Source organism: Acinetobacter sp. BD54, from assembly GCF_044778325.1.
GTDB classification, from domain to species: domain Bacteria; phylum Pseudomonadota; class Gammaproteobacteria; order Pseudomonadales; family Moraxellaceae; genus Acinetobacter; species Acinetobacter baumannii.
Map to the genome: position 1 here is coordinate 76,763 of NZ_JANJEP010000005.1, position 20,478 is coordinate 97,240.

Annotated in this window: 19 protein-coding genes; 14 read left to right on the forward strand and 5 right to left on the reverse strand. The window is 40.4% G+C overall.

Annotated features, from left to right (window positions below; genetic code table 11):
• Positions 1–34: 34 nt before the first annotated feature.
• Positions 35–817 carry an SDR family oxidoreductase gene (locus tag NQ782_RS09670; RefSeq protein WP_057093988.1) on the reverse strand — a complete coding sequence of 261 codons (783 nt, stop codon included), beginning with the start codon at positions 815–817 and terminating at the stop codon, positions 35–37.
• A gap of 122 nt (positions 818–939) precedes the next feature.
• Here NQ782_RS09670 and NQ782_RS09675 point away from each other — a divergent pair, with 122 nt between their 5' ends.
• Complete coding sequence (locus NQ782_RS09675) at positions 940–1,506, forward strand: TetR/AcrR family transcriptional regulator (protein ID WP_000868731.1); 567 nt, start codon at positions 940–942, stop codon at positions 1,504–1,506.
• Here the strand turns inward: NQ782_RS09675 and NQ782_RS09680 are convergent.
• Positions 1,503–2,660, reverse strand: a complete 1,158-nt coding sequence (locus tag NQ782_RS09680; protein WP_057093990.1) for a glycerate kinase — start codon at positions 2,658–2,660, stop codon at positions 1,503–1,505. The two genes, NQ782_RS09675 and NQ782_RS09680, sit on opposite strands and share 4 nt — an antisense overlap.
• Positions 2,661–3,054: 394 nt before the next feature.
• On the opposite strand from NQ782_RS09680, the gene NQ782_RS09685 reads away from it, so the two are divergent.
• From NQ782_RS09685 to epmA, 5 genes are all read left to right on the forward strand, one after another.
• Complete coding sequence (locus NQ782_RS09685; RefSeq protein WP_057093993.1) at positions 3,055–5,463, forward strand: FdhF/YdeP family oxidoreductase; 2,409 nt, start codon at positions 3,055–3,057, stop codon at positions 5,461–5,463.
• 78 nt (positions 5,464–5,541) lie between these two features.
• Complete coding sequence (fdhD, locus tag NQ782_RS09690) at positions 5,542–6,333, forward strand: formate dehydrogenase accessory sulfurtransferase FdhD (RefSeq protein ID WP_057093995.1); 792 nt, start codon at positions 5,542–5,544, stop codon at positions 6,331–6,333.
• 119 nt (positions 6,334–6,452) lie between these two features.
• Positions 6,453–6,845, forward strand: a complete 393-nt coding sequence (locus NQ782_RS09695; RefSeq protein WP_000119198.1) for a YkvA family protein — start codon at positions 6,453–6,455, stop codon at positions 6,843–6,845.
• A 104-nt stretch (positions 6,846–6,949) separates the two neighbouring features.
• Positions 6,950–8,017 (forward strand): 4-phosphoerythronate dehydrogenase, encoded by a 1,068-nt coding sequence (locus tag NQ782_RS09700; protein WP_057093997.1) that lies wholly within the window; start codon positions 6,950–6,952, stop codon positions 8,015–8,017.
• Positions 8,014–8,988, forward strand: coding sequence for an EF-P lysine aminoacylase EpmA (gene epmA / locus NQ782_RS09705; protein WP_000059543.1), 975 nt, complete (start codon positions 8,014–8,016; stop codon positions 8,986–8,988). The genes NQ782_RS09700 and epmA overlap by 4 nt, the downstream gene beginning before the upstream one ends.
• A 58-nt stretch (positions 8,989–9,046) precedes the next feature.
• Here epmA and NQ782_RS09710 read toward each other — a convergent pair whose 3' ends face one another.
• Positions 9,047–10,024, reverse strand: a complete 978-nt coding sequence (locus NQ782_RS09710; RefSeq protein WP_000451848.1) for a Tim44 domain-containing protein — start codon at positions 10,022–10,024, stop codon at positions 9,047–9,049.
• Positions 10,025–10,106: 82 nt separating this feature from the next.
• Complete coding sequence (gene radA, locus NQ782_RS09715) at positions 10,107–11,495, reverse strand: DNA repair protein RadA (protein WP_000048860.1); 1,389 nt, start codon at positions 11,493–11,495, stop codon at positions 10,107–10,109.
• Between the two features lie 489 nt (positions 11,496–11,984).
• Here radA and NQ782_RS09720 point away from each other — a divergent pair, with 489 nt between their 5' ends.
• From NQ782_RS09720 to NQ782_RS09740, 5 genes are all read left to right on the forward strand, one after another.
• On the forward strand, positions 11,985–13,391 hold the full coding sequence (locus NQ782_RS09720) for an amino acid permease (RefSeq protein ID WP_000070815.1): 1,407 nt from the start codon (positions 11,985–11,987) through the stop codon (positions 13,389–13,391).
• Positions 13,392–13,531: 140 nt separating this feature from the next.
• A complete protein-coding gene (locus NQ782_RS09725) occupies positions 13,532–13,756 on the forward strand; it encodes a lipoprotein (protein WP_057066230.1) in 225 nt (74 codons plus the stop codon).
• A 22-nt stretch (positions 13,757–13,778) separates the two neighbouring features.
• Positions 13,779–15,029 carry a diaminopimelate decarboxylase gene (lysA, locus tag NQ782_RS09730; protein ID WP_000011148.1) on the forward strand — a complete coding sequence of 417 codons (1,251 nt, stop codon included), beginning with the start codon at positions 13,779–13,781 and terminating at the stop codon, positions 15,027–15,029.
• A 5-nt stretch (positions 15,030–15,034) separates the two neighbouring features.
• Positions 15,035–15,880, forward strand: a complete 846-nt coding sequence (gene dapF, locus NQ782_RS09735; protein ID WP_000923484.1) for a diaminopimelate epimerase — start codon at positions 15,035–15,037, stop codon at positions 15,878–15,880.
• Positions 15,881–15,982: 102 nt separating this feature from the next.
• On the forward strand, positions 15,983–16,588 hold the full coding sequence (locus NQ782_RS09740) for an alpha/beta fold hydrolase (RefSeq protein WP_168110881.1): 606 nt from the start codon (positions 15,983–15,985) through the stop codon (positions 16,586–16,588).
• A 50-nt stretch (positions 16,589–16,638) separates the two neighbouring features.
• Here the strand turns inward: NQ782_RS09740 and NQ782_RS09745 are convergent, their stop codons facing one another.
• Positions 16,639–17,262, reverse strand: coding sequence for a LysE family translocator (locus NQ782_RS09745; RefSeq protein ID WP_049081405.1), 624 nt, complete (start codon positions 17,260–17,262; stop codon positions 16,639–16,641).
• Positions 17,263–17,424: 162 nt separating this feature from the next.
• Here NQ782_RS09745 and xerA point away from each other — a divergent pair, with 162 nt between their 5' ends.
• The 3 genes from xerA (at position 17,425) to NQ782_RS09760 (ending at position 20,448) form a co-directional block, all read left to right on the forward strand.
• Positions 17,425–18,312: a site-specific tyrosine recombinase/integron integrase gene (xerA, locus tag NQ782_RS09750; RefSeq protein ID WP_161325552.1), complete on the forward strand. Its 888-nt coding sequence runs from the start codon at positions 17,425–17,427 to the stop codon at positions 18,310–18,312.
• A gap of 436 nt (positions 18,313–18,748) precedes the next feature.
• Positions 18,749–19,498 (forward strand): electron transfer flavoprotein subunit beta/FixA family protein, encoded by a 750-nt coding sequence (locus NQ782_RS09755; protein WP_000646179.1) that lies wholly within the window; start codon positions 18,749–18,751, stop codon positions 19,496–19,498.
• A gap of 17 nt (positions 19,499–19,515) precedes the next feature.
• Positions 19,516–20,448 carry an electron transfer flavoprotein subunit alpha/FixB family protein gene (locus NQ782_RS09760; RefSeq protein ID WP_000025985.1) on the forward strand — a complete coding sequence of 311 codons (933 nt, stop codon included), beginning with the start codon at positions 19,516–19,518 and terminating at the stop codon, positions 20,446–20,448.
• Positions 20,449–20,478: the final 30 nt, after the last annotated feature.

Consider the following 20,478-nt stretch of genomic DNA (forward strand, 5'->3'; position numbering starts at 1 on the left):
ATTTTCCTACTTGAGAGTTGGGTAGCCGTAGTCGTTAGTTTTTATAACGTTGGGCTACTTCAGCCGAAGAGAAGTTTGGTAATAATGTCATACGCGATTTTTCAAAATTATTCCATTGATTTTCATCTTTCAGCACAGGAATTGTAATTGTTTCTTTACGATCAAAACCAATCAGGGCTGCATCGACCAAATCATTGACATCCATTAATGGCGGAACTTGGCTTACATCTATACCTGAACGTTCCCAAATTTCGGTTTTAGTGGCAGAAGGCAATACCGCTTGAACGTGTACCCCATGATCTTTTAGCTCTAAATGTAAACCTTGGCTAAAAAATTGAATAAAGGATTTACTTGCGCCATAAATGGTAGAACCAAATTCAGGCGCTAAGCCAAGTACAGAGCCTAAATTAATAATGGCGCCTTTACCTTTACGTATAAGGGATTGCGACATTGCATGAGACAATCGCACCACCGCAGTCATATTTAAAGTCAGAAGTTTTTCAATCTCATTACGATCTTGAGTTAAAAAGTTTCCGTTCAGTGCAATCCCAGCATTATTTACCAAAATTTCAATATCAGCATCGTTTTTAAGTACATCTTCAATTTTGCGTATATCTTGATCGTTTGATAAATCGGCTTGAATGAACTCCACCTGTACGCTGTATTTTTCTTGAAGGTCTTTTGAAATTTTATCTAAACGGTTGGTGTCTCGTGCCACCAAGATTAAGTGATAGCCACGTTGAGCAAATCGATCTGCATAAACAGAACCAATTCCTGACGAAGCCCCTGTAATAAGTACTTTTGATTGAACTGACATGTGATGTCTCCACGCTTTAATTTTTAGATGATGATCATAATCTAAAATATGCAGGTTTTGATGTCAATCATAATCAATGTATAATAATGACGAACAGGGTGAATAAAAGCGAGCGCACCAACATGAAAGTCAGTAAAACTCAGGTAAAAGAAAACCGAGATAAAATTGTTGAAAAGGCGACTCAACTGTTCCGTAGTAAAGGCTACGACGGGGTGGGCATTGCCGAATTAATGTCTAGCGCAGGCTTTACTCATGGTGGGTTTTATAAACATTTCAGCTCGAAAACAGACCTTGTTACTATTACTGCCAAATATGGTCTTGAGCAGGTTTTAAAAAGAATAGAAGGTTTAAACTTAACCCAATTTATTCAAATGTATGTGTCTCGTACACATCGGGACAACCGTGATCAGGGCTGTACCTTAACAGCGCTATCTTGTGATGCCGCAAGACAGCCCGACGAAGTAAAAGTCGAGTTTGAAGAGGGCATTGAGCAGCTTATTGAGTTCATTATGAATGAACGCGCAAAACAAGTTTCTTTAGAAACAGAAGAGCTGAGAAAACAAGCTATTAATATTCTTGCTCAGTCAGTAGGGGCAATTGCATTGTCTCGTGCATGTCCAGACCAATCAAACCTTAGCGATGAAATCTTGGAGAGCTGTAGAGAGAGTCTTTTAAAATTAGCCGATTAGGCTTTTTTATCATTTAAGCTGGTTTGGCTAAACTGAATTAATCTCGCTATATCGACTGTTCGCTCATAAATGAGTTCTGCTGCATGTTCGCAGGCGTGTTCTAGGGTGATGGGACCATTGGCTAGTGAGAAAGCAGTGCTTACACCGTGCTCATAAAGTGCTTGGTAGCCTTCACCTAAAGTCCCAGCAATCACAATGACCGGAACATTGTGGGCTTTGGCAATTTGGCTTACCCCAAAAACAGTTTTACCACTTAAGGTTTGTTGGTCAAATTTACCTTCACCCGTAATCACCCAATCTGCATTAGAAATTTTATGCTCAAGCTGATTCAGTTCAGCCACAACTTTAACTCCAGCTTTAAAGTCTGCATTTAAATAACTTTTGGCGGCAAAGCCCAAACCACCAGCAGCCCCAGAACCCGCTTCATCTCGTTTATCGAAATCTAAAAGTTGTGCCGTGACATCGGCAAAATGGGCAAGGGCTGCATCGAGTAACTGGACTTGAGCAACGGAAGCGCCTTTTTGTGGGCCAAAAATATGTGATGCGCCGTTTGGGCCACAAAGTGGATTGGTCACATCGGCAGCCAGTAAAAACCGTGTGTGCTGAATACGTGAGTCGAAATGTGTTAAATCAATTTTGGATAGGTGGCTAAGGGCAAGGCCGCCCGCGGGTAAAACCTTTTGGTTAGCATCGAGTAAAACTGCACCTAAAGCACTAAGTAAGCCTGTGCCGCCATCATTGGTCGCACTACCGCCTACAGTTAAAATAATGACTTTTGCGCCTGCGTCTAAAGCCTCCAAAATGAGCTGACCTGTGCCAAACGTTGTGCTGTGGCAGGCATCACGCTCAGACGGTGGAACTAACTGTATGCCGCTCGCTTGAGCCATTTCAATCATGGCAATTTTTTGTTTTTCTAACCAACCCCATTTGGCCTGAACAGGCTGACCTAATGGTCCAACCACTGTTTTTACACGCCATTGTCCATCGCAGACTTCTAAAACTGCTTCAATGGTTCCTTCACCACCATCTGCCATTGGGCACAAAATCGTTTCTGCATGAGGAAATACTGCTTGCCATCCTTGGGCAATGGCTTGAGCTACCTTTAAAGCCGATAAGCTATCTTTAAATGAATCAGGGGCGATCACAACCTTCATAAATGCTCTAATGCAGATAAGTTTTTAATTGTTTTATACTGCTTAATGCGAAAAAAACATAGATAAAGTCGTGTAAGTATCAATTTTAAAAAGCTTTCAGTCGGTTAAAAATGAAACCCAATAATGTTTTTATCTGTAAAAGATAGAATTAATATCTATTTAAATCATTGTTTTGTATGTTTTTATGTAAATAACGTGGTTGGCTTGAATTATTGTAATTGTAAAGAATATGGCACATATTATAAGAACGGTTGAGCCGGCTTTTAGCATAGTGGCAATAATATAAAAAGTGGACTCTACTCATCGGTAAACAGCGGGTAGCTTTGATAAAACCATAATTAAATTGTGATTTCACTGAGCCTGTTGAGTGTAAAAAAGATAAGAGGATGAAAAAGTGGATAATTCAGAAGAACAAAAGCACATACAGGAAAATAACGGTTTTGCGCGAATTGAGCCATATACTCATCCTGCTGGCGGGTGGGGCGCACTGCTCAGTGTTGCTCGAAACTTAAAGCGACAAGATATTTTAGGTAAAGGTTCAATTACCTTACTCAACATTAACCAGCCTACAGGTTTTGACTGTCCCGGCTGTGCATGGCCAGAAAAGAAAGATGCTCATGCCTTTAACTTCTGTGAAAATGGTGCAAAAGCGGTTGCTTTTGAAGCAACCAGTAAAACCGTCACTCCTGAATATTTTGCAGGTCATACCGTCAGTTGGTTATCAGAACAAAGTGACTTTTTCCTAGAAGACTTAGGCCGCTTAACAGACCCAGTTCGTTATGATGCTGCAACCGATAAATATGTGCCTATTTCATGGGACGATGCCTTTAAACTCATCGCTCAACATTTACATGCGCTAGATCATCCAGACCAAGCTGCATTTTATACCTCGGGCCGTGCCAGTAACGAAGCAGCATTTTTATATCAATTGTTTGTGCGAAGCTTTGGTACAAATAACTTCCCAGATTGTTCGAACATGTGCCATGAAACCACAAGTGTTGGTTTGCTCGACTCGATTGGTTTAGGAAAGGGCACAGTCACTCTAGAAGATTTTGATTTAGCCGACGCCATTTTTAGTTTTGGGCACAACCCGGGAACCAACCATCCACGTATGTTAGGTACTTTGCGTGAAGTGTCTAAACGCGGCGGCAACATTATTGCGATTAACCCAATTAAAGAGCGAGGCCTCGAACGTTTCCAAGACCCGCAAGCACCGCTTGAAATGATGACCAATGGCAGTACGCCAATTAGTCGCTATTATTTCCAGCCTAAAATTGGCGGCGACTATGCACTGATGTTGGGTATTTTAAAGCACTTACATGAGTGGGATAAAAAGGCGCTTGCCTCAGGTAAACCAAGCGTTTTTGACCGAAACTTTATTGCAGTCAATACCGTTGGTTTCGACGAAATGATTGCTGAGTTAGAAAGAACGGAGTGGGCAGATCTTTATAAGCACTCAGGTCTGTCATCTGAACATTTAGAAAAACTGGCTAAACTCTTTTTAGAGTCAGAGCGTTCAATTTTCTGTTGGGGTATGGGGATTACCCAGCATCGTCACGGAACTGCTAACGTACATATGCTGGCAAATTTATTGTTGGCACGTGGTCAAATTGGCAGACCGGGTGCAGGGCTTTGTCCGGTTCGTGGGCACAGTAACGTGCAAGGCGACCGCACTATGGGCATTAATGAACTCCCAAGCCCGAAACTTCTCGATAATATTGACCGTGTGTTCGGTATTAAATCACCAAGAAAAAATGGATATGGTGTGGTTGAAACCATTAAAGCCATGGCCGAAGGTGATATCAAAGTCTTTATTGGTTTGGGCGGAAACTTTGCCGTTGCAACACCTGACACCGCTTATACACAAGAAGCGCTTAGAAAATGTAATTTAACCGTACATGTGGCAACCAAGTTAAATCGTAGCCATTTGGTGTGTGGTAAAGATGCGCTTATTTTGCCATGTTTAGGCCGCACCGAAATTGATGAGCAGCTTCATGGCCCACAAGCTATTACAGTTGAAGACTCAATGAGTAATGTCCACTTGTCGGCAGGGCGTAATACGCCAATTTCTAAAAATATTTTGTCTGAACCCGATATTGTGGCAAGAATGGCTGAGGCCGTGCTGCCAGAGAGTCAGATTAAATGGAAATGGTACATTGAAAGCTATGACCGCATTCGTGACTCAATTGCCGATGTGTTTGATGAATTCCATGACTTTAATTTGCGCGTTTATAAACCAGGCGGTTTCCACCTCGAACATCCAGCTAATCAGCACATCTGGAATACAAAGAGTGGTAAAGCGCAATTTCTGATTACGCCACTTGAAGAAGTCTATGCGGATAAAGAAAATCAGTACGCTGCCGCATATACCGAAAGTAAGGTTTATACCTTAATGACCACCCGATCTCACGACCAATACAACACCACTTTATATGGTCTGGATGACCGTTACCGTGGGGTGTTTGGTCAGCGCCGTGTGTTGTTTATGAATCAAGCGGATATTGATGAAGCAGGCTTTGAAGCAAATCAGTGGGTTGATATTGAAAGTGTTTTCTCGGATGGTGTGAAGCGTATTGTGCATAGTTTCCGTATTGTGCCGTACAACATTCCACGCGGCAGCTTAGCGGCTTACTATCCGGAAACCAATCCTTTGGTGGCCTTAAGCAGTCATGATAAATATGCCAAGATTCCGGCTTCTAAAAGTGTTCCGGTGATTTTACATCCCGGAAATGCACCAGAGCATTTTAACTTGGCAACAGCTGTTGACCCTGAAGATGCCAATAAGAAAGTCAGCAGTCTTTAAGTGGATCTGATTTTTTTAAATGAAACTTAAGCAAATGGCGCTCTAAACAAGCGCCATTTTGAAATAAAGGAAATAATTTTGACACCACATGCTTATGGGGTTGAAACATTGCCAGTACAGCGGTTTAACAAAACCGAATCTGAAAATGTCTTAGATCATATTGTGCAAGAGTACCCAATTGCCTTGGTATATAACGGTATTTCGCATGCGGTGATGATGGCGACACCGACCGATGTCGATTTATTTGCTAAAGGTTTTAGTCTCTCGGAAGGAATTTTAACCAGCTTAAAAGAGCTATATACCCTTGATGTGCATCAAAATGAACTAGGCATTACGGTGGAAATGACCATTTCATCGAGAGCATTTGCCGCCCTAAAGGAACATCGCCGTATGATGGTAGGCCGTACAGGCTGCGGTTTATGTGGAATTGAAAGCTTAGAGCAGTTTCAGTTAGACGTGCCAAAAATTACAACGCATGCATCAAAAATATGGCTTGAGCAAATTCCGAGTGCTATTTCCCATTTAAAAACTCAACAAGAAATTACTGCTTTAACGGGTGGGGCGCATGCCGCAGCATGGGTAGTTGACGGTCAAATCGTGGCTTTATTTGAAGATGTGGGCCGCCATAATGCCTTAGACAAATTGCTCGGTTATTTAGCGCAAGAAAATTACGACACCAATTTAGGTTTTGTGGTGATGACCAGTCGGGCAAGTTATGAACTGATACGAAAATGTGCCCAGCTCAATATTAGCTTGCTTGCTTCAATTTCAGCGCCTACCAGTATGGCCATTCAGTTAGCCAAGCAATCTGGCCTGACTTTGGCAAGCTTTTGTAGGGGCGATGGATTTGTTTTATATACGGAAATATAAAATATATCTTTTAATGTGAAGGAATTAGGGCTGGGTTCATTCGATATTCCTTTCACTTTTAAGCTAAGGTTAGTTTTTATAGATTATTATAAAATTCTAAAGGTTCAGAGTCTGTCCAAATGTCTTGGGTACAATCAATAAAAGAATGGGCAAAACGTCTAAAAAAACAAATTATTATGCTTTGGTTTGCCTCAAGGCATCCTCAAATGCCGTGGTTACCCAAAATTATTGCTGTGGTAGCAGTGGCTTATGCGTTTAGTCCAATCGACTTAATTCCAGACTTTATTCCTATTTTAGGCTTCATTGATGACGCGGTTATTTTACCCATACTCATTTGGTTAGCAGTTCGTTTTACGCCTCAGCAAGTCATTTTTGATGCTGAACAACAAGCTAAAGAATGGCTAGATGAACATGAAAAGCGGCCAAAAAACTATTTGGTTGCCGTACTTATTATTTTAATTTGGCTCACACTTGCCGTGATGGCTTACTTTTATTTTGGCGGTGGTTTGTAAGTGAACTGAGTCTTGAAACCCTGTACTAATTTAATACCCTTAACATTGTACTTTGCCACAACTCAAAGGATAATAACGTTTTTATAAGCTATGGGTTGCAGACCATGAAAATCGTCGCAGATGAAAATTTGGCGTTTACCGATTACTTTTTTTCAGAGTTTGGCGATATTCAACATAAAGCAGGGCGCACCTTAACGCATACAGACGTACAAGATGCTGAAGCTTTATTGGTCCGTTCAGTCACCGCAGTAAATGAAAGTTTAATTCAAAATACCGCCCTAAAATATGTGGGTAGTGCCACAATCGGGACCGATCATTTAGATATTCAAGCTTTAGAAAAGCATGGCATTACATGGGCCAATGCCGCAGGTTGTAATGCACAGGCGGTTGCTGAATATGTCATTACAGCTTTACTGCATTTGGATGCTAGCCTTTTAGAACAACAAGAAAAATTTACGCTAGGTATTGTGGGTCTTGGCAATGTTGGTAAGCGCTTGGCCTATATGGCTCAGTTGCTTGGTTGGAAAGTGATTGGCTTTGACCCCTTTGTACAGTTAGATTCAATTGAAAATGTAAGCTTTCAAGCCTTGTTGCAACAAGCTAATGCAGTTTCAATTCATGTGCCACTCACCAAAAAAGGCGAACATGCGACGTATCATCTGTTTGACGAAAAAGCTTTTGCAGCGTTTCAACCGAACACGATTTTAATTAATAGTGCACGCGGTCCGGTCGTAAAAGAAGCCGCTTTAATCGAAGACATTCAACGTACCCAGCGTAAAGTTGTACTTGATGTATTTGAGCATGAGCCAGTGATATCTGAAGAGCTTTTAAATATGTTGGCTTTGGCGACACCGCATATTGCAGGTTATAGCTTGGAAGGAAAAGCGCGTGGTACGCAAATGATTTATGAAGCGTTTTGTCAAAAATTTGGATATGACATTAATAAGCGTTTCGAAACCCAGTTACCTGCATGTGAAGACTATTTTTCAGGACATGATTTAAAAGCAGTGTTAAAGCAAAAAATATCTCAAATTTATGATATTGCTCAAGATGATGCCAACATCCGTGCCTGTGTTAAAGAGGGCAAGGTAGAGCAAAAAGCATTTGATTTATTACGTAAGAATTATCCGCTGCGCCGTGAATGGGCAGCTCACGGGGGACCACAGGCATGAGTTTAAGTTATCAACCTACTTGTTCAATTGATGCTTTAAAGGCTCGTGCCAAGCTCTATACCCAAATCCGTCAGTTTTTTGCAGAACGTGGGGTCATGGAAGTTGAAACACCCGTGGTTTCACAAGCAGGTGTGACTGACGTACATTTAGCCTCGGTTCAGGCTTTACGTCATATCAATGGCAAATTGCAGACTCAGTATTTACAGACTTCGCCTGAATTTGCCATGAAACGTTTACTGGCAAGTGGCAGCGGACCGATTTATCAAATCTGTAAGGTTTTCCGAGACGATGAGCACGGGCGCAAACACAATAGTGAATTTACCATGCTTGAATGGTACCGTCCGGGTCTGGACTTAAAAGCGTTAATGCACGAAACAGCCGATTTATTACAAACCTGTTTGCAGCATCGTTTTGGCGAAGTTCGTCCATTTATTTTAAGTTATAAGCATGCTTTTCAGGACCGTTTAGATATTAACCCGTTGCAAGCGACTTTGAAGCAACTTAAAGACACAGCAAATCGTGTTGGGTTAAATCTCGACTTGGGCGATGACCGTTTAGCTTATATGGATTTGTTGTTTTCTCATTTTGTTGAACCAAGTTTAGGGTTTGATGCACCTGTCTTTTTAACTGACTTTCCACCAGAAATGGCATCTTTAGCGAAAGTGAAATTAGATGAAGATGGGGAAGAGGTTGCAGCGCGTTTTGAGGTTTATATCGAAGGCTTAGAGCTAGCCAATGCTTACGATGAATTGCTCGATTCAGACGTGTTGCGTGCTCGCTTTGAAGCAGATAATGCAGAGCGAGCTAAACAAGGACTTCATATCATGCCATTAGATGAGCACTTGTTAGCAGCATTGCCTCATATGCCTGAATGTTCAGGGATCGCTTTGGGAATTGACCGATTACTCATGGTTGCAACCGATCAACTTAAAATTGAAAAAGTCATTGCTTTTCCAGCCGAAATTGCCTGAAAACAACGAAATAAAAAAGCCACAATAATGTGGCTTTTTTATTTAGAACTTATTTAAGTTAGGCTTGTTGAATACCTGCAACAACCCAATCTTGCTGTGAACCAACAGGTTTTACAAAGTGCCAGATTTCAGTAAATGGCTGTGGCAAGCTGTTTAAATCTTCACTTACTGTACCTGTGAAACGTACGCTCACAATGTATTGACCATTTTCAGTCGCACTGTCTACAACCATTGCATTTAAGTTACTAAACTCAGCAACGTCCTGATCTTGGTTCTCCATGATGTCGTTATACATAGAGTTATAAAGTTCAGGGGTTAAGTAACGACGAATTTCTTCAATGTTACTTGCACTATTGATTGACTGAATGTGGTTAAAACGCTGACGGGCAACGCGTAAGAAAGAAGCAGGCTCACTACCATCTGGTAATTGGTTACCGCTATTCGTCGTTGCGCTACCAAAAGGAGCTTGTGTTGCTGCACCGCCACCTACAGATTGACCAAAGATATTGGTATTGTCACCTGTATTGGTTGGAGCTGCCGAGCGGCCAAATGGGTTTTGACCGCCATTATTTGGTGCATAAGGGTTATTAGCTGCTAATTTTTTTTTTGATCCCAATTTACGGAATACAAAGAAAGCTACAGCGGCTGCAAGTAAGACCCAAAGCCAGCCAGGAATACCACCTTTTTTCTCTTCTTGGGCTTGAACAGCTTGTTCATTACCAGGTTGAGTTACTTGGTGTTCAGCTGATGTTGATTTGTCATCTGCTAAAGCATTTGCTGCAACAGCACCTACGGCAGCACCAGCCACACCAGCGGCAACCATTGAACCAACACCCGGACCAGATCTCTGAGGTGCTGTAGCAGGTTGTTGAACTGGAGTCACTTGACGAGGTTGTTGATAAGACTGGCTTGAAGTAGTAGAACGTGCCATACCGTGGCTTTTACCACCACCTGCACGTTTAGCTTCAGCAAGCGGAGAAATTGCTAAAGCAGCCATTAAAATACCGGTAATCAAGCCACGCTGGTGTACTTCCATAGGAAATTCCTGTTTAAAGTTAATTTGTAATAGTATTTATGCAGGTATTTACTCTAAATTTCAACCTTAAAAGTATGTTTTTTTATGTCAATTCATCACTGAGTTGCATCGCCTCAGTCAAGGCTTCATGCAGGCGGGCAACAGCAATCACTTGTACGCCCGGAATTGCTTTTTGCGGGGCATTACCTCTTGGTAAGATGACGTATTTAAAGCCATGTTTTGCTGCTTCTTTTAAACGTTCCTGACCATTAGGTACAGGGCGGATTTCACCTGAAAGCCCAACTTCACCAAAAACTGCAAGCTGCTGAGGTAAGGCTTTTGTTCGCAAACTCGAAGCACATGCAAGTAAAACAGCCAAGTCCGAACCTGTTTCGGTAATTTTTAAACCACCTACAATATTGACATACACATCTTGTCCGGTGGTTTGTACACCCCCATGACGATGCATAACAGCAAGCAACATGTTTAAACGGTTTTGTTCAAGACCAAGTGCAACACGTCTTGGTTGTCCTTGAGCATCATCGACTAAAGCTTGAACTTCAACTAAAAGCGGGCGGGTTCCTTCACGGCTAATCATGACAATTGAACCGGGAATGGCTTCGTCATAACGACTTAAAAATATAGCAGAAGGGTTAGCCACTTCACGTAAGCCTTTATCGGTCATGCCAAATACACCAAGCTCATTGACTGCACCAAAACGGTTTTTCACTGCACGAATCATTCGATAACGTGAGTCTGATTGGCCTTCAAAGTAAAGTACGCAGTCCACCATGTGTTCTAAAACACGAGGACCTGCCAATGCACCTTCTTTGGTCACGTGACCAACAATAAATAGCGCCGTGCCACTATTTTTTGCATAACGGGTTAATAACGCAGCAGATTCACGAATTTGTGAAACCCCACCCGGCGCAGATTGAAGCGTTTCTGTGTAAAGCGTTTGGATAGAGTCCAAAATTGCGACAACAGGACGTTCTTGTTCTAAAACTTCACAAATGCGTTCGACACAAGTTTCAGCCATGACTTTTAACTGGTCTGTTGGTAGGTCAAGGCGTTGGGCACGTAAGGCAACCTGTGACAGCGATTCCTCACCCGTAATATAAAGCGCAGAACTTTTTGCACTTGCCATGTGAGTTGCTGTTTGTAAAAGAATGGTCGATTTACCAATACCTGGGTCACCACCAATGAGTACTACAGAACCTGTTACCAAACCACCGCCAAGCACTCGGTCAAATTCACTAATGCCTGTTGGTAAACGGGTTTCATGAGAAACAGAGACTTTATTAAGCGTTGTAATATTGGCGACTTGACCCGCATAACCCCCAACTTTAGGACGTGCACGATGAGCAGTGGTGGGTTCTAGTTTGACTTCATTAAGACAATTCCATTCACCACACTCTGAACATTGACCTGCCCATTTTAGATGATCGGCACCACATTGCTCGCAACGGTAAACGGTTTTGACTTTGCTCATATTCGACTTCAGTGAGATAACTTCATAATCATTAAAAGCAGAGTATAGCAAAAAGCCCAATAGAGAACTTAATCGATATGGAATACATTTTGCTTAAGCTTCGGTGAGCAAAATTAAAGAGTAAATGTCATGTTTTAAAAATAGAGAGATAACGTAGTAGTCAGTCAAATTTCGAGAAAGTATTAGAAGCTCGAGAGGGAATTGGTAGTTAAAAAGTTGATCAATTGATATGGCTTTTTAATTTAAAAATCAAAGTAGTTCAAGTCTTAATTTTAGACTGAAAAGTGCGTTGTATTGCTAGGTTCTTGTGCGTATTATCGGATTTAATTGTATGTATCTTGAAATTATCAGCAATACAGACAAAAATTGGTTAGCTGAAAAGTTGTCAAAAAATATACATTTAAAAGATACCTGCAAATGGTGCGATATCGTCTTTTTGATTTGATTTTAGCTAACGGACTAAAAAAATTACTGGAGTGTATTCATAAAATGTCGAATCAAAATCTGAGCGACCCTCATGAACAAGGTGAGCTCCATCGTAGTCTCTCTAATCGGCATTTACAGCTGATCGCGATTGGTGGTGCCATCGGTACCGGATTATTTATGGGTTCAGGTAAAACAATTAGTCTTGCCGGACCTTCTATCTTATTTATTTATATGATTATTGGTTTGATGGTGTTTTTTGTCATGCGTGCGCTTGGCGAACTTCTTCTGTCAAATTTAACCTATAAATCATTTATTGATTTTTCTACCGATTTAATTGGCCCATGGGCTGGTTACTTCGTGGGTTGGACCTACTGGTTGTGTTGGATCACGATTGGTATCGCCGATCTGTCTGCAATTATTTATTACTTACAGTTCTTCAATAATGGCTTACCTTTCTCGCCTGTTGAAGGCGCAATGATTAGTGTTGCCGCGATTGTGTTCATTATGGGATTGAACTTATTAACAGTTCGATTGTTTGGTGAATTAGAGTTCTGGTTTGCACTTATTAAAATCCTTGCGATTATTATTTTAATTGCAGTGGGTCTGTGGATGATCTTTACAGGCTTTACGTCTACTACAGGTGAAGTCGCTTCATTTACTCATCTTTGGGCAAATGGCGGTTTCTTCCCAACAGGTGTGCATGGCTTCTTGGCTGGTTTCCAGATTGCAATTTTTGCTTTCGTGGGTGTTGAACTTGTGGGAACAACAGCCGCGGAAACTAAAGACCCTGAGCGTAATTTGCCTAAAGCGATTAACTCAATTCCAATCCGTATCATTATTTTCTATGTATTGGCGCTACTCATTGTAATGTCAGTAACACCATGGAACAGAATTGATCCAGCGATCAGTCCATTTGTAAACCTGTTTAGTCAAGCAGGGGTAGCGGCAGCCGCGATTTTGATGAACTTGGTGGTATTGTCATCAGTCATGTCATCCATGAACAGTGGTGTATTCTCAACAAGTCGTATGTTGTTTGGTTTATCTCGTGAAGATCAGGGGCCAAAAGCTTTTGGTAAGCTTAACAGACGTGCAGTACCGGCAAATGCATTGTATTTCTCTGCTGCGTGTTTATTGTTAGGTGCAGCATTACAGTATTTTGTACCAAATACAGTTGAAGCATTTACGCTTGCAACAACACTTTCAACGATTCTCTTCATCTGCGTATGGTTGCTTATTATCTGGAGTTACATCCGTTATTACACCACGCGTCCTGAACTGCATGCCAAATCAACATTTAAATTGCCAGGTGGCTTATTTACATGTTGGATCACGATTATTTTCTTTATTGGTATGATTTACGTATTGTCTTTAGAGCCAGACACCTTTAAAGCGCTTAAAGTCAGCCCAATTTGGTTTGTTATTTTGATCATTGGTTATTTCTTCTTCTATAAACCACGTCATAAAAAATAATTAAATTTATTTGGTTATGATCAAACGCTGGCTGAAAAGCTGGCGTTTTTTATGCATATTGTTTTTCTATTCAAGTTTACTCTTTAGCCGCTTGCCTGATCACGGTATACTGCATCGAATTGTTTAAATCAGGTGCTCAGATGCGTCGTGTCATTTGCCTCATCAGTTTATTGAGCAGCAGTATTTTGCTTAGCGCTTGCGGTCAGTCAGGAGCATTGCAGCTACCTTCTGATCCAAATTATGACAAACGTGCAAAATACTTGCTCTATCGTAATAAAGAACAGAAACAAGTTGCGCAACAAGATGAACAGGCTGAACAGTCAGTCGAATCATCAGCCGCTCAACCACAAACTACATCACCTTAAGCTTTGAAATAAGGACACCTTCATGAGTTTCACCCGCATTAATGGAGTATTACATGCAGAGCAATGTTCTCTAGAGCAGCTTGCGCAGCAATTTGGCACACCGTTATATGTTTATTCAAAAGCAGCTTTTGAAAAACATTATTTAGATATGGATCGTGCCTTTGACTTTATTGATCATCAAATCTGTTTTGCGGTGAAGTCGAACTCAAATATAGCTGTTCTTAATGTCTTGGCAAAACTTGGTGCGGGTTTTGACATTGTGTCTGGTGGTGAGCTAGCACGTGTTTTAAAAGCAGGTGGCGATGCTTCTAAAATTGTTTTTTCAGGTTTAGGTAAAACTGAAGCTGATATTGAAACGTCATTAAATGTAGGTATTGCCTGTTTTAATGTCGAGTCTTATGCAGAGTTGGACCGTATTCAAAAAGTAGCAGCTCGCCTAGGCAAAAAAGCGCCTATTTCTTTACGTGTAAATCCTGATGTCGATGCAAAAACGCATCCTTATATTTCAACAGGATTAAAAGAAAATAAATTTGGTATTCCAAGTGATGCAGTTTATGAAACTTATCAATATGCTGCATCTTTACCTAACCTTGAAATCGTAGGTATTGATTGCCACATTGGTTCACAGCTCACTGAAACTAAACCATTTGTTGATGCTTTAGACCGTGTCATTGTGATGATTGATGAGTTGAAAAAACTAGGCATTAATCTGAAACATATCGATATCGGTGGTGGTTTAGGGGTTTGTTATAAAGATGAAACACCACCAAGTGTTGAAGAATATGCAAACTCTATGAAGCCGGCTTTAGAAAAATTAGGCTTGAAAGTTTATATGGAGCCGGGTCGTAGCATCAGTGCAAATGCAGGTGTACTTTTAACCAAAGTTGATTTGCTTAAACCAACGACGCATCGTAACTTCGCGATTATTGATGCAGCAATGAATGATTTAATTCGTCCTGCTTTATATGAAGCTTGGATGGATATTCAACCTGTTGTATCACGTACAGATACCGAAGAAAAAACTTGGGATTTGGTTGGTGCAATTTGTGAGACAGGTGATTTCATTGGTAAAGACCGCTCACTTGCATTACAAGAAAATGACTTGTTGACTGTACTTGGTGCCGGGGCTTATGGTTTTGTCATGAGCTCAAATTACAACACGCGTGGCCGTGCAGCAGAAGTCATGGTATCAGGTGAAAAAAGCTATTTAATTCGTGAACGTGAAACGGTTGAGTCGCTTTGGGAAAAAGAACGTTTATTGCCTGAGGAGTAAATGAGATGTTATTAGAATTTACCAAAATGCATGGTTTAGGCAATGATTTCATGGTGGTTGATCTAATTAGCCAAAGAGCTTATTTAGATACTGCAACAATTCAACGTTTGGCAGACCGACACTTTGGTGTGGGGTTTGATCAGCTTTTAATTGTTGAACCACCAGATGTACCCGAAGCTGATTTTAAATACCGTATTTTCAATGCAGATGGTTCTGAGGTTGAGCAATGTGGTAATGGTGTGCGTTGTTTTGCCCGTTTTGTCCACGAACGTCATTTAACTAATAAAACCAACATTACCGTACAAACCAAAGCGGGTATTGTAAAGCCAGAGCTTGGGCAAAATGGTTGGGTGCGCGTAAATATGGGCTACCCAAAGTTTCTGCCAAATGAAATTCCATTTGTTGCCGAAGAGCCAGAAGCTTTATATACCCTTGAGTTGGCAAATGACCAAAACATTAGTATTGATGTTGTGAACATGGGTAACCCACACGCGGTCACTATTGTTCCAGATGTGCTTACTGCTGATGTAGCAGGTATTGGCCCGCAAGTTGAATCACATAAACGTTTCCCTGAACGCGTTAATGCTGGTTTCATGCAAGTGATTGATGACAAACATGTTCGCTTACGTGTATTTGAACGTGGTGTGGGTGAAACACTTGCGTGTGGTACAGGAGCATGTGCTGCTGCGGTAAGTGGCATGCGCCGTGGTCTACTTGCGAACTCTGTAGAAGTTGAACTTGCTGGCGGTAAGCTACAAATTGAATGGCAAGAAGGCGATGTGGTCTGGATGACTGGTCCAACAACTCATGTATATGATGGACGTTTGGATTTACGTTATTTCCAAGGTTAATCGCATGGCCTAAATAGAAGCCTCTTTTCATCAGTTAAAGTGATAAAAGAGGCTTTCTTTTATATGTACAATAATTTTTTAATTTCATTATTTTATAAAAATATGAATAATTTAATTTTCTTACCTGGTGCATCAGGAAGTATTAGTTTTTGGTATCCCTTAATTAAAAAATTACCTCAGCACTACCGGACAAAAATTATTGGTTACCCCGGTTTCGGCGATACAGCAGAATCTCTTGATGTGAAGAGCTTTAAAGACTTAACAAACTATGTTCTTAATCAAATTAATGAAGAATCTATAATTGTCGCGCAATCTATGGGGGGAATTTTTGCAGTTACCGCAGCGTTGCAAAAACCTCAATTAGTAAAAGGGCTGGTCTTGATTGCAACTTCTGGTGGAATCAACCTGGAACCATTTAATGTGCAAGACTGGCGTGAAGCATACCGCCAAGCATTTTTAAAATATCCAGATTGGTTTGTTACCACCAATGCCAATTATGAAGAATTTTTGTCAGATATAAATATTGAGACTTTATTAATCTGGGGTGATAACGATCCAGTGAGTCCAGTTCAGGTAGGTCAATATTTAAATCAAAAGTTTGAAAATTCGAGTTTATATGTTGTGAAAGGTGGTGACCATCAATTAGCAGAAAAATATGCCGATGAAGTTGCAGTTCAAATAGAAAATTACTTAAAAGGCCTAATGTAAGTTTTTTAATCGTTATTTAGCGTGCTATGTGTTAGCACGCTTTTAAAAACTTACCTTTTACTCAACGCCAATTTCAAAGCGAATAGAACAAAAATACTGCCCGTAATTCGGTCCATATATTTTACAAACTTGGGTTGCTTTAGATAGCGCGAAAGTGGCTGCATAGCCAGAATTAATAGACTTGACCATAACACGCCAATCACCACATGAATCATTACTAGTCCCATTACCCAAGTAACAGCCAATGCTTGCGCTGGAATGAACTGGGGAAGAAATGAAATATAAAAAATACCAACTTTTGGATTGAGTAAGTTGCCAAAGAAACCTTTAATAAACCAATTCTCTGAAGTAGAGCGATTTGAATTACTTTCTTGTATATCTGCGAGCTGACTACGAGGTTTTAAAATCATATTTAAACCCAGCCATGCTAAATAAGCGGCGCCTATCCATTTCAATATATTAAATGCTAAGTCGGATGCCATCAGTAGGGCACCTAGACCGCATGCCACGACAATTCCCCAAGCAATGCAGCCAAGGCTAATTCCTAGAGCTGCTTGAAACGCTTTAGATTTTCCTTCAAGTGTTGCAGTACGAATAATTAAAGTTGTATCTAAACCAGGGGTAAGGGTAAGTAAAGTAATGGCAATTAAATAAGGAATGAGTATGGCGGTCATGGTGTAAGGTCCAACGGATACTTAGTATAAATTGTAATATATAAGTTAGATTCATTATGCTGTGCGATATCAAATTTTCCTGATTAAATAGTTTTTGGTACACTCAAAAAAATGGGCAAATAAATGGAGAGCAATTTGGATTTTGCATTACAACTGCTCTCAATGTGGTTAAAAGAAAGAAAAATTCAAAACCAGTCTGAGCATACAATTACCGCTTATGAGCGAGATGTTAAAAGCTTCCTTGAGTTTTGTGAGCTTAAAAAAGTTGATTTAAGAAATGTTGAAGCTTCAGATTTACGTGAATATTTGGCTCAACGTGTTGAGCAAGATCAGTTAAGTTCAAGTAGCATGCAACGTCATCTTACTTCTATTCGTCAGTTTATGAAGTGGGCTGAACAGGGCAAATACCTAGAAATTAATCCTACTGACGATTTTAAATTGAAACGTCAGCCTAGACCTTTACCGGGCATGATTGACATAGAAACGGTTAATCAAATTTTAGATCAACCCATGCCTGAAAAACCAATTGATCAGCAGCTTTGGTTAAGAGATAAAGCCATGTTAGAACTACTGTACTCAAGTGGTTTACGGCTCGCTGAACTGCAAGGCTTAACGATTAAAGATATTGATTTTAATCGTCAACTCGTTCGTATTACAGGTAAAGGAAATAAAACCCGTATTGTACCGTTTGGGAAAAAGGCAAAAGAAAGCTTATTGAATTGGCTAAAAATTTATAATATCTGGAAAGGCCATTTTGACCAAAATGCTTCCGTTTTCATTTCACAGCGAGGCGGTGCATTAACCCCTAGGCAAATTGAAAAGCGTGTAAAACTTCAGGCACAAAGAGCGGGTGTAAATGTCGACTTACACCCACATTTACTTCGACATTGTTTTGCTAGTCATATGTTATCAAGTAGTGGTGATTTACGCTCAGTTCAAGAAATGTTAGGTCATAGCAATTTATCGACTACTCAAATTTATACACATATTGATTTTGATCATTTGGCCCAAGTGTACGATCAGGCCCATCCACGAGCCACTAAGCATTAAGCCGCTTTAGCTGGGTTAAGAAAGCAGAATGTAGAGATCATTTGTATTTTTTTACAAATTTGTTTAAAGGAAATCGATGAAATTACCCAATTGACCATTTTGTTCTTTGCACATTTTGTCGGCATATATAGTCTAAAAACTATAAATTTTGATTCATTTTTGAGAGTCTTATCCTTCTGACTAATAAGGTAAATAAGATAAAAAGATAATAAAAATCAATGTATAAAATAGACTTTAAAAAGAATAAAATAGGAGTTAGATATGTATAAAAATTTTTTTATGAACTGATGATTTCATTTTTTTTGCCCCGTTCCAGAAAATTGTGACTTGACCGAAATGCCAAACACATTGCAAGATAGGGTACCTAAAAAATTTTAATCGAAGAGTTAATATACTTTTCTCAACATTTACTTTTGCTAGAACAGCCGAGGATTACATGAAGGCTCTTGTTGCTGTAAAACGTGTGGTTGATGCCAACGTTAAAGTTCGTGTTAAGCCGGACAATAGTGGGGTTGACCTTACCAACGTTAAAATGTCAATTAACCCATTTTGTGAAATCGCAGTGGAAGAAGCGGTTCGCTTAAAAGAAAAAGGAACAGTATCAGAAATCGTTGTTGTTTCTATTGGTCCTAAAGAAGCTCAAGAACAAATCCGTTCTGCAATGGCTTTGGGTGCAGACCGCGGTATTTTAGTTGAAACTACTGACGAAATTGGCGCTCTAGAAGTTGCTAAAATCTTAAAAGGTGTTGTTGACGCTGAAAAACCAGAACTTATCCTTCTTGGCAAACAAGCAATTGATGATGACTCTAACCAAGTAGGTCAAATGCTTGGTGCATTATTAGGCGCTGGTCAAGGTACGTTTGCTTCTGAAGTGAAAGTGGATGGCGGTAAAGTACAAGTGACTCGTGAAATCGACGGTGGTTTACAAACTGTTGAACTTGCACTTCCTGCAATCATTACAACTGACTTGCGTTTAAACGAGCCACGTTATGCTGCATTGCCTAACATCATGAAAGCTCGTAAAAAACCGCTTGATACTAAATCTCCTGCTGATTACGGTGTTACAGCTGGTACTAAGCTTAAAACGATTAAAGTTGAAGCGCCTGCAGAACGTAAAGCTGGTGTACAAGTGAAATCTGTAGATGAGCTTGTTGAAAAATTGAAAAATGAAGCGAAAGTGATCTAATACGGAAGGATAAAATCATGAGTATTTTAGTTATCGCTGATCACAACAACCAGACACTTAACGGTGCTACTTTAAACGTTGTTGCTGCAGCTCAAAAAATCGGTGGTGATATTACTGTATTAGTTGCTGGTTCAGGCGCTCAAGCAGTTGCTGACGCTGCTGCTAAAGTTGCTGGTGTGAGCAAAGTATTACTTGCTGACAACGCTGCTTATGCAAACCAATTAGCTGAAAACGTAGCTGGCTTAGTTGCTGACTTGGCTAAAGGTTACAAATACGTTTTAGCTGCTTCTACTACAACTGGTAAGAACATTCTTCCACGTGTTGCTGCGCTTCTTGATGTAAGCATGATTACAGACATTATTTCTGTTGAATCGGCTAACACATTCAAGCGTCCAATTTACGCTGGTAACGCAATTGCAACTGTTCAATCTGACGAAGCAATCATTGTTGGTACTGTTCGTGGTACAGCATTTGATCCAGTTGCTGCGGAAGGTGGTTCAGCTGCTGTTGAAACAGTTGGCGAAGTAAAAGATGCTGGTGTTTCTAAGTTTGTATCTGAAGAAATCGTTAAACTTGATCGTCCAGAATTAACAGCTGCTCGTATTGTTGTATCTGGTGGTCGTGGTGTAGGTTCTGGTGAGAACTACCACAAAGTACTTGACCCATTAGCTGACAAGCTTGGTGCAGCACAAGGTGCTTCACGTGCAGCAGTTGATGCAGGCTTTGTACCTAACGACTTCCAAGTTGGTCAAACTGGTAAAATCGTTGCACCTGAGCTTTACATTGCTGTAGGTATTTCTGGTGCGATCCAGCACTTGGCTGGTATGAAAGATTCTAAAGTTATTGTTGCTATCAACAAAGACGAAGAAGCGCCAATCAACAGCGTTGCTGACTACTGGTTAGTTGGTGATTTGAACGCTGTAGTACCAGAGTTGGTATCTAAGCTTTAATCTTTATTGATTAAAGTTAAAAACCCCTAG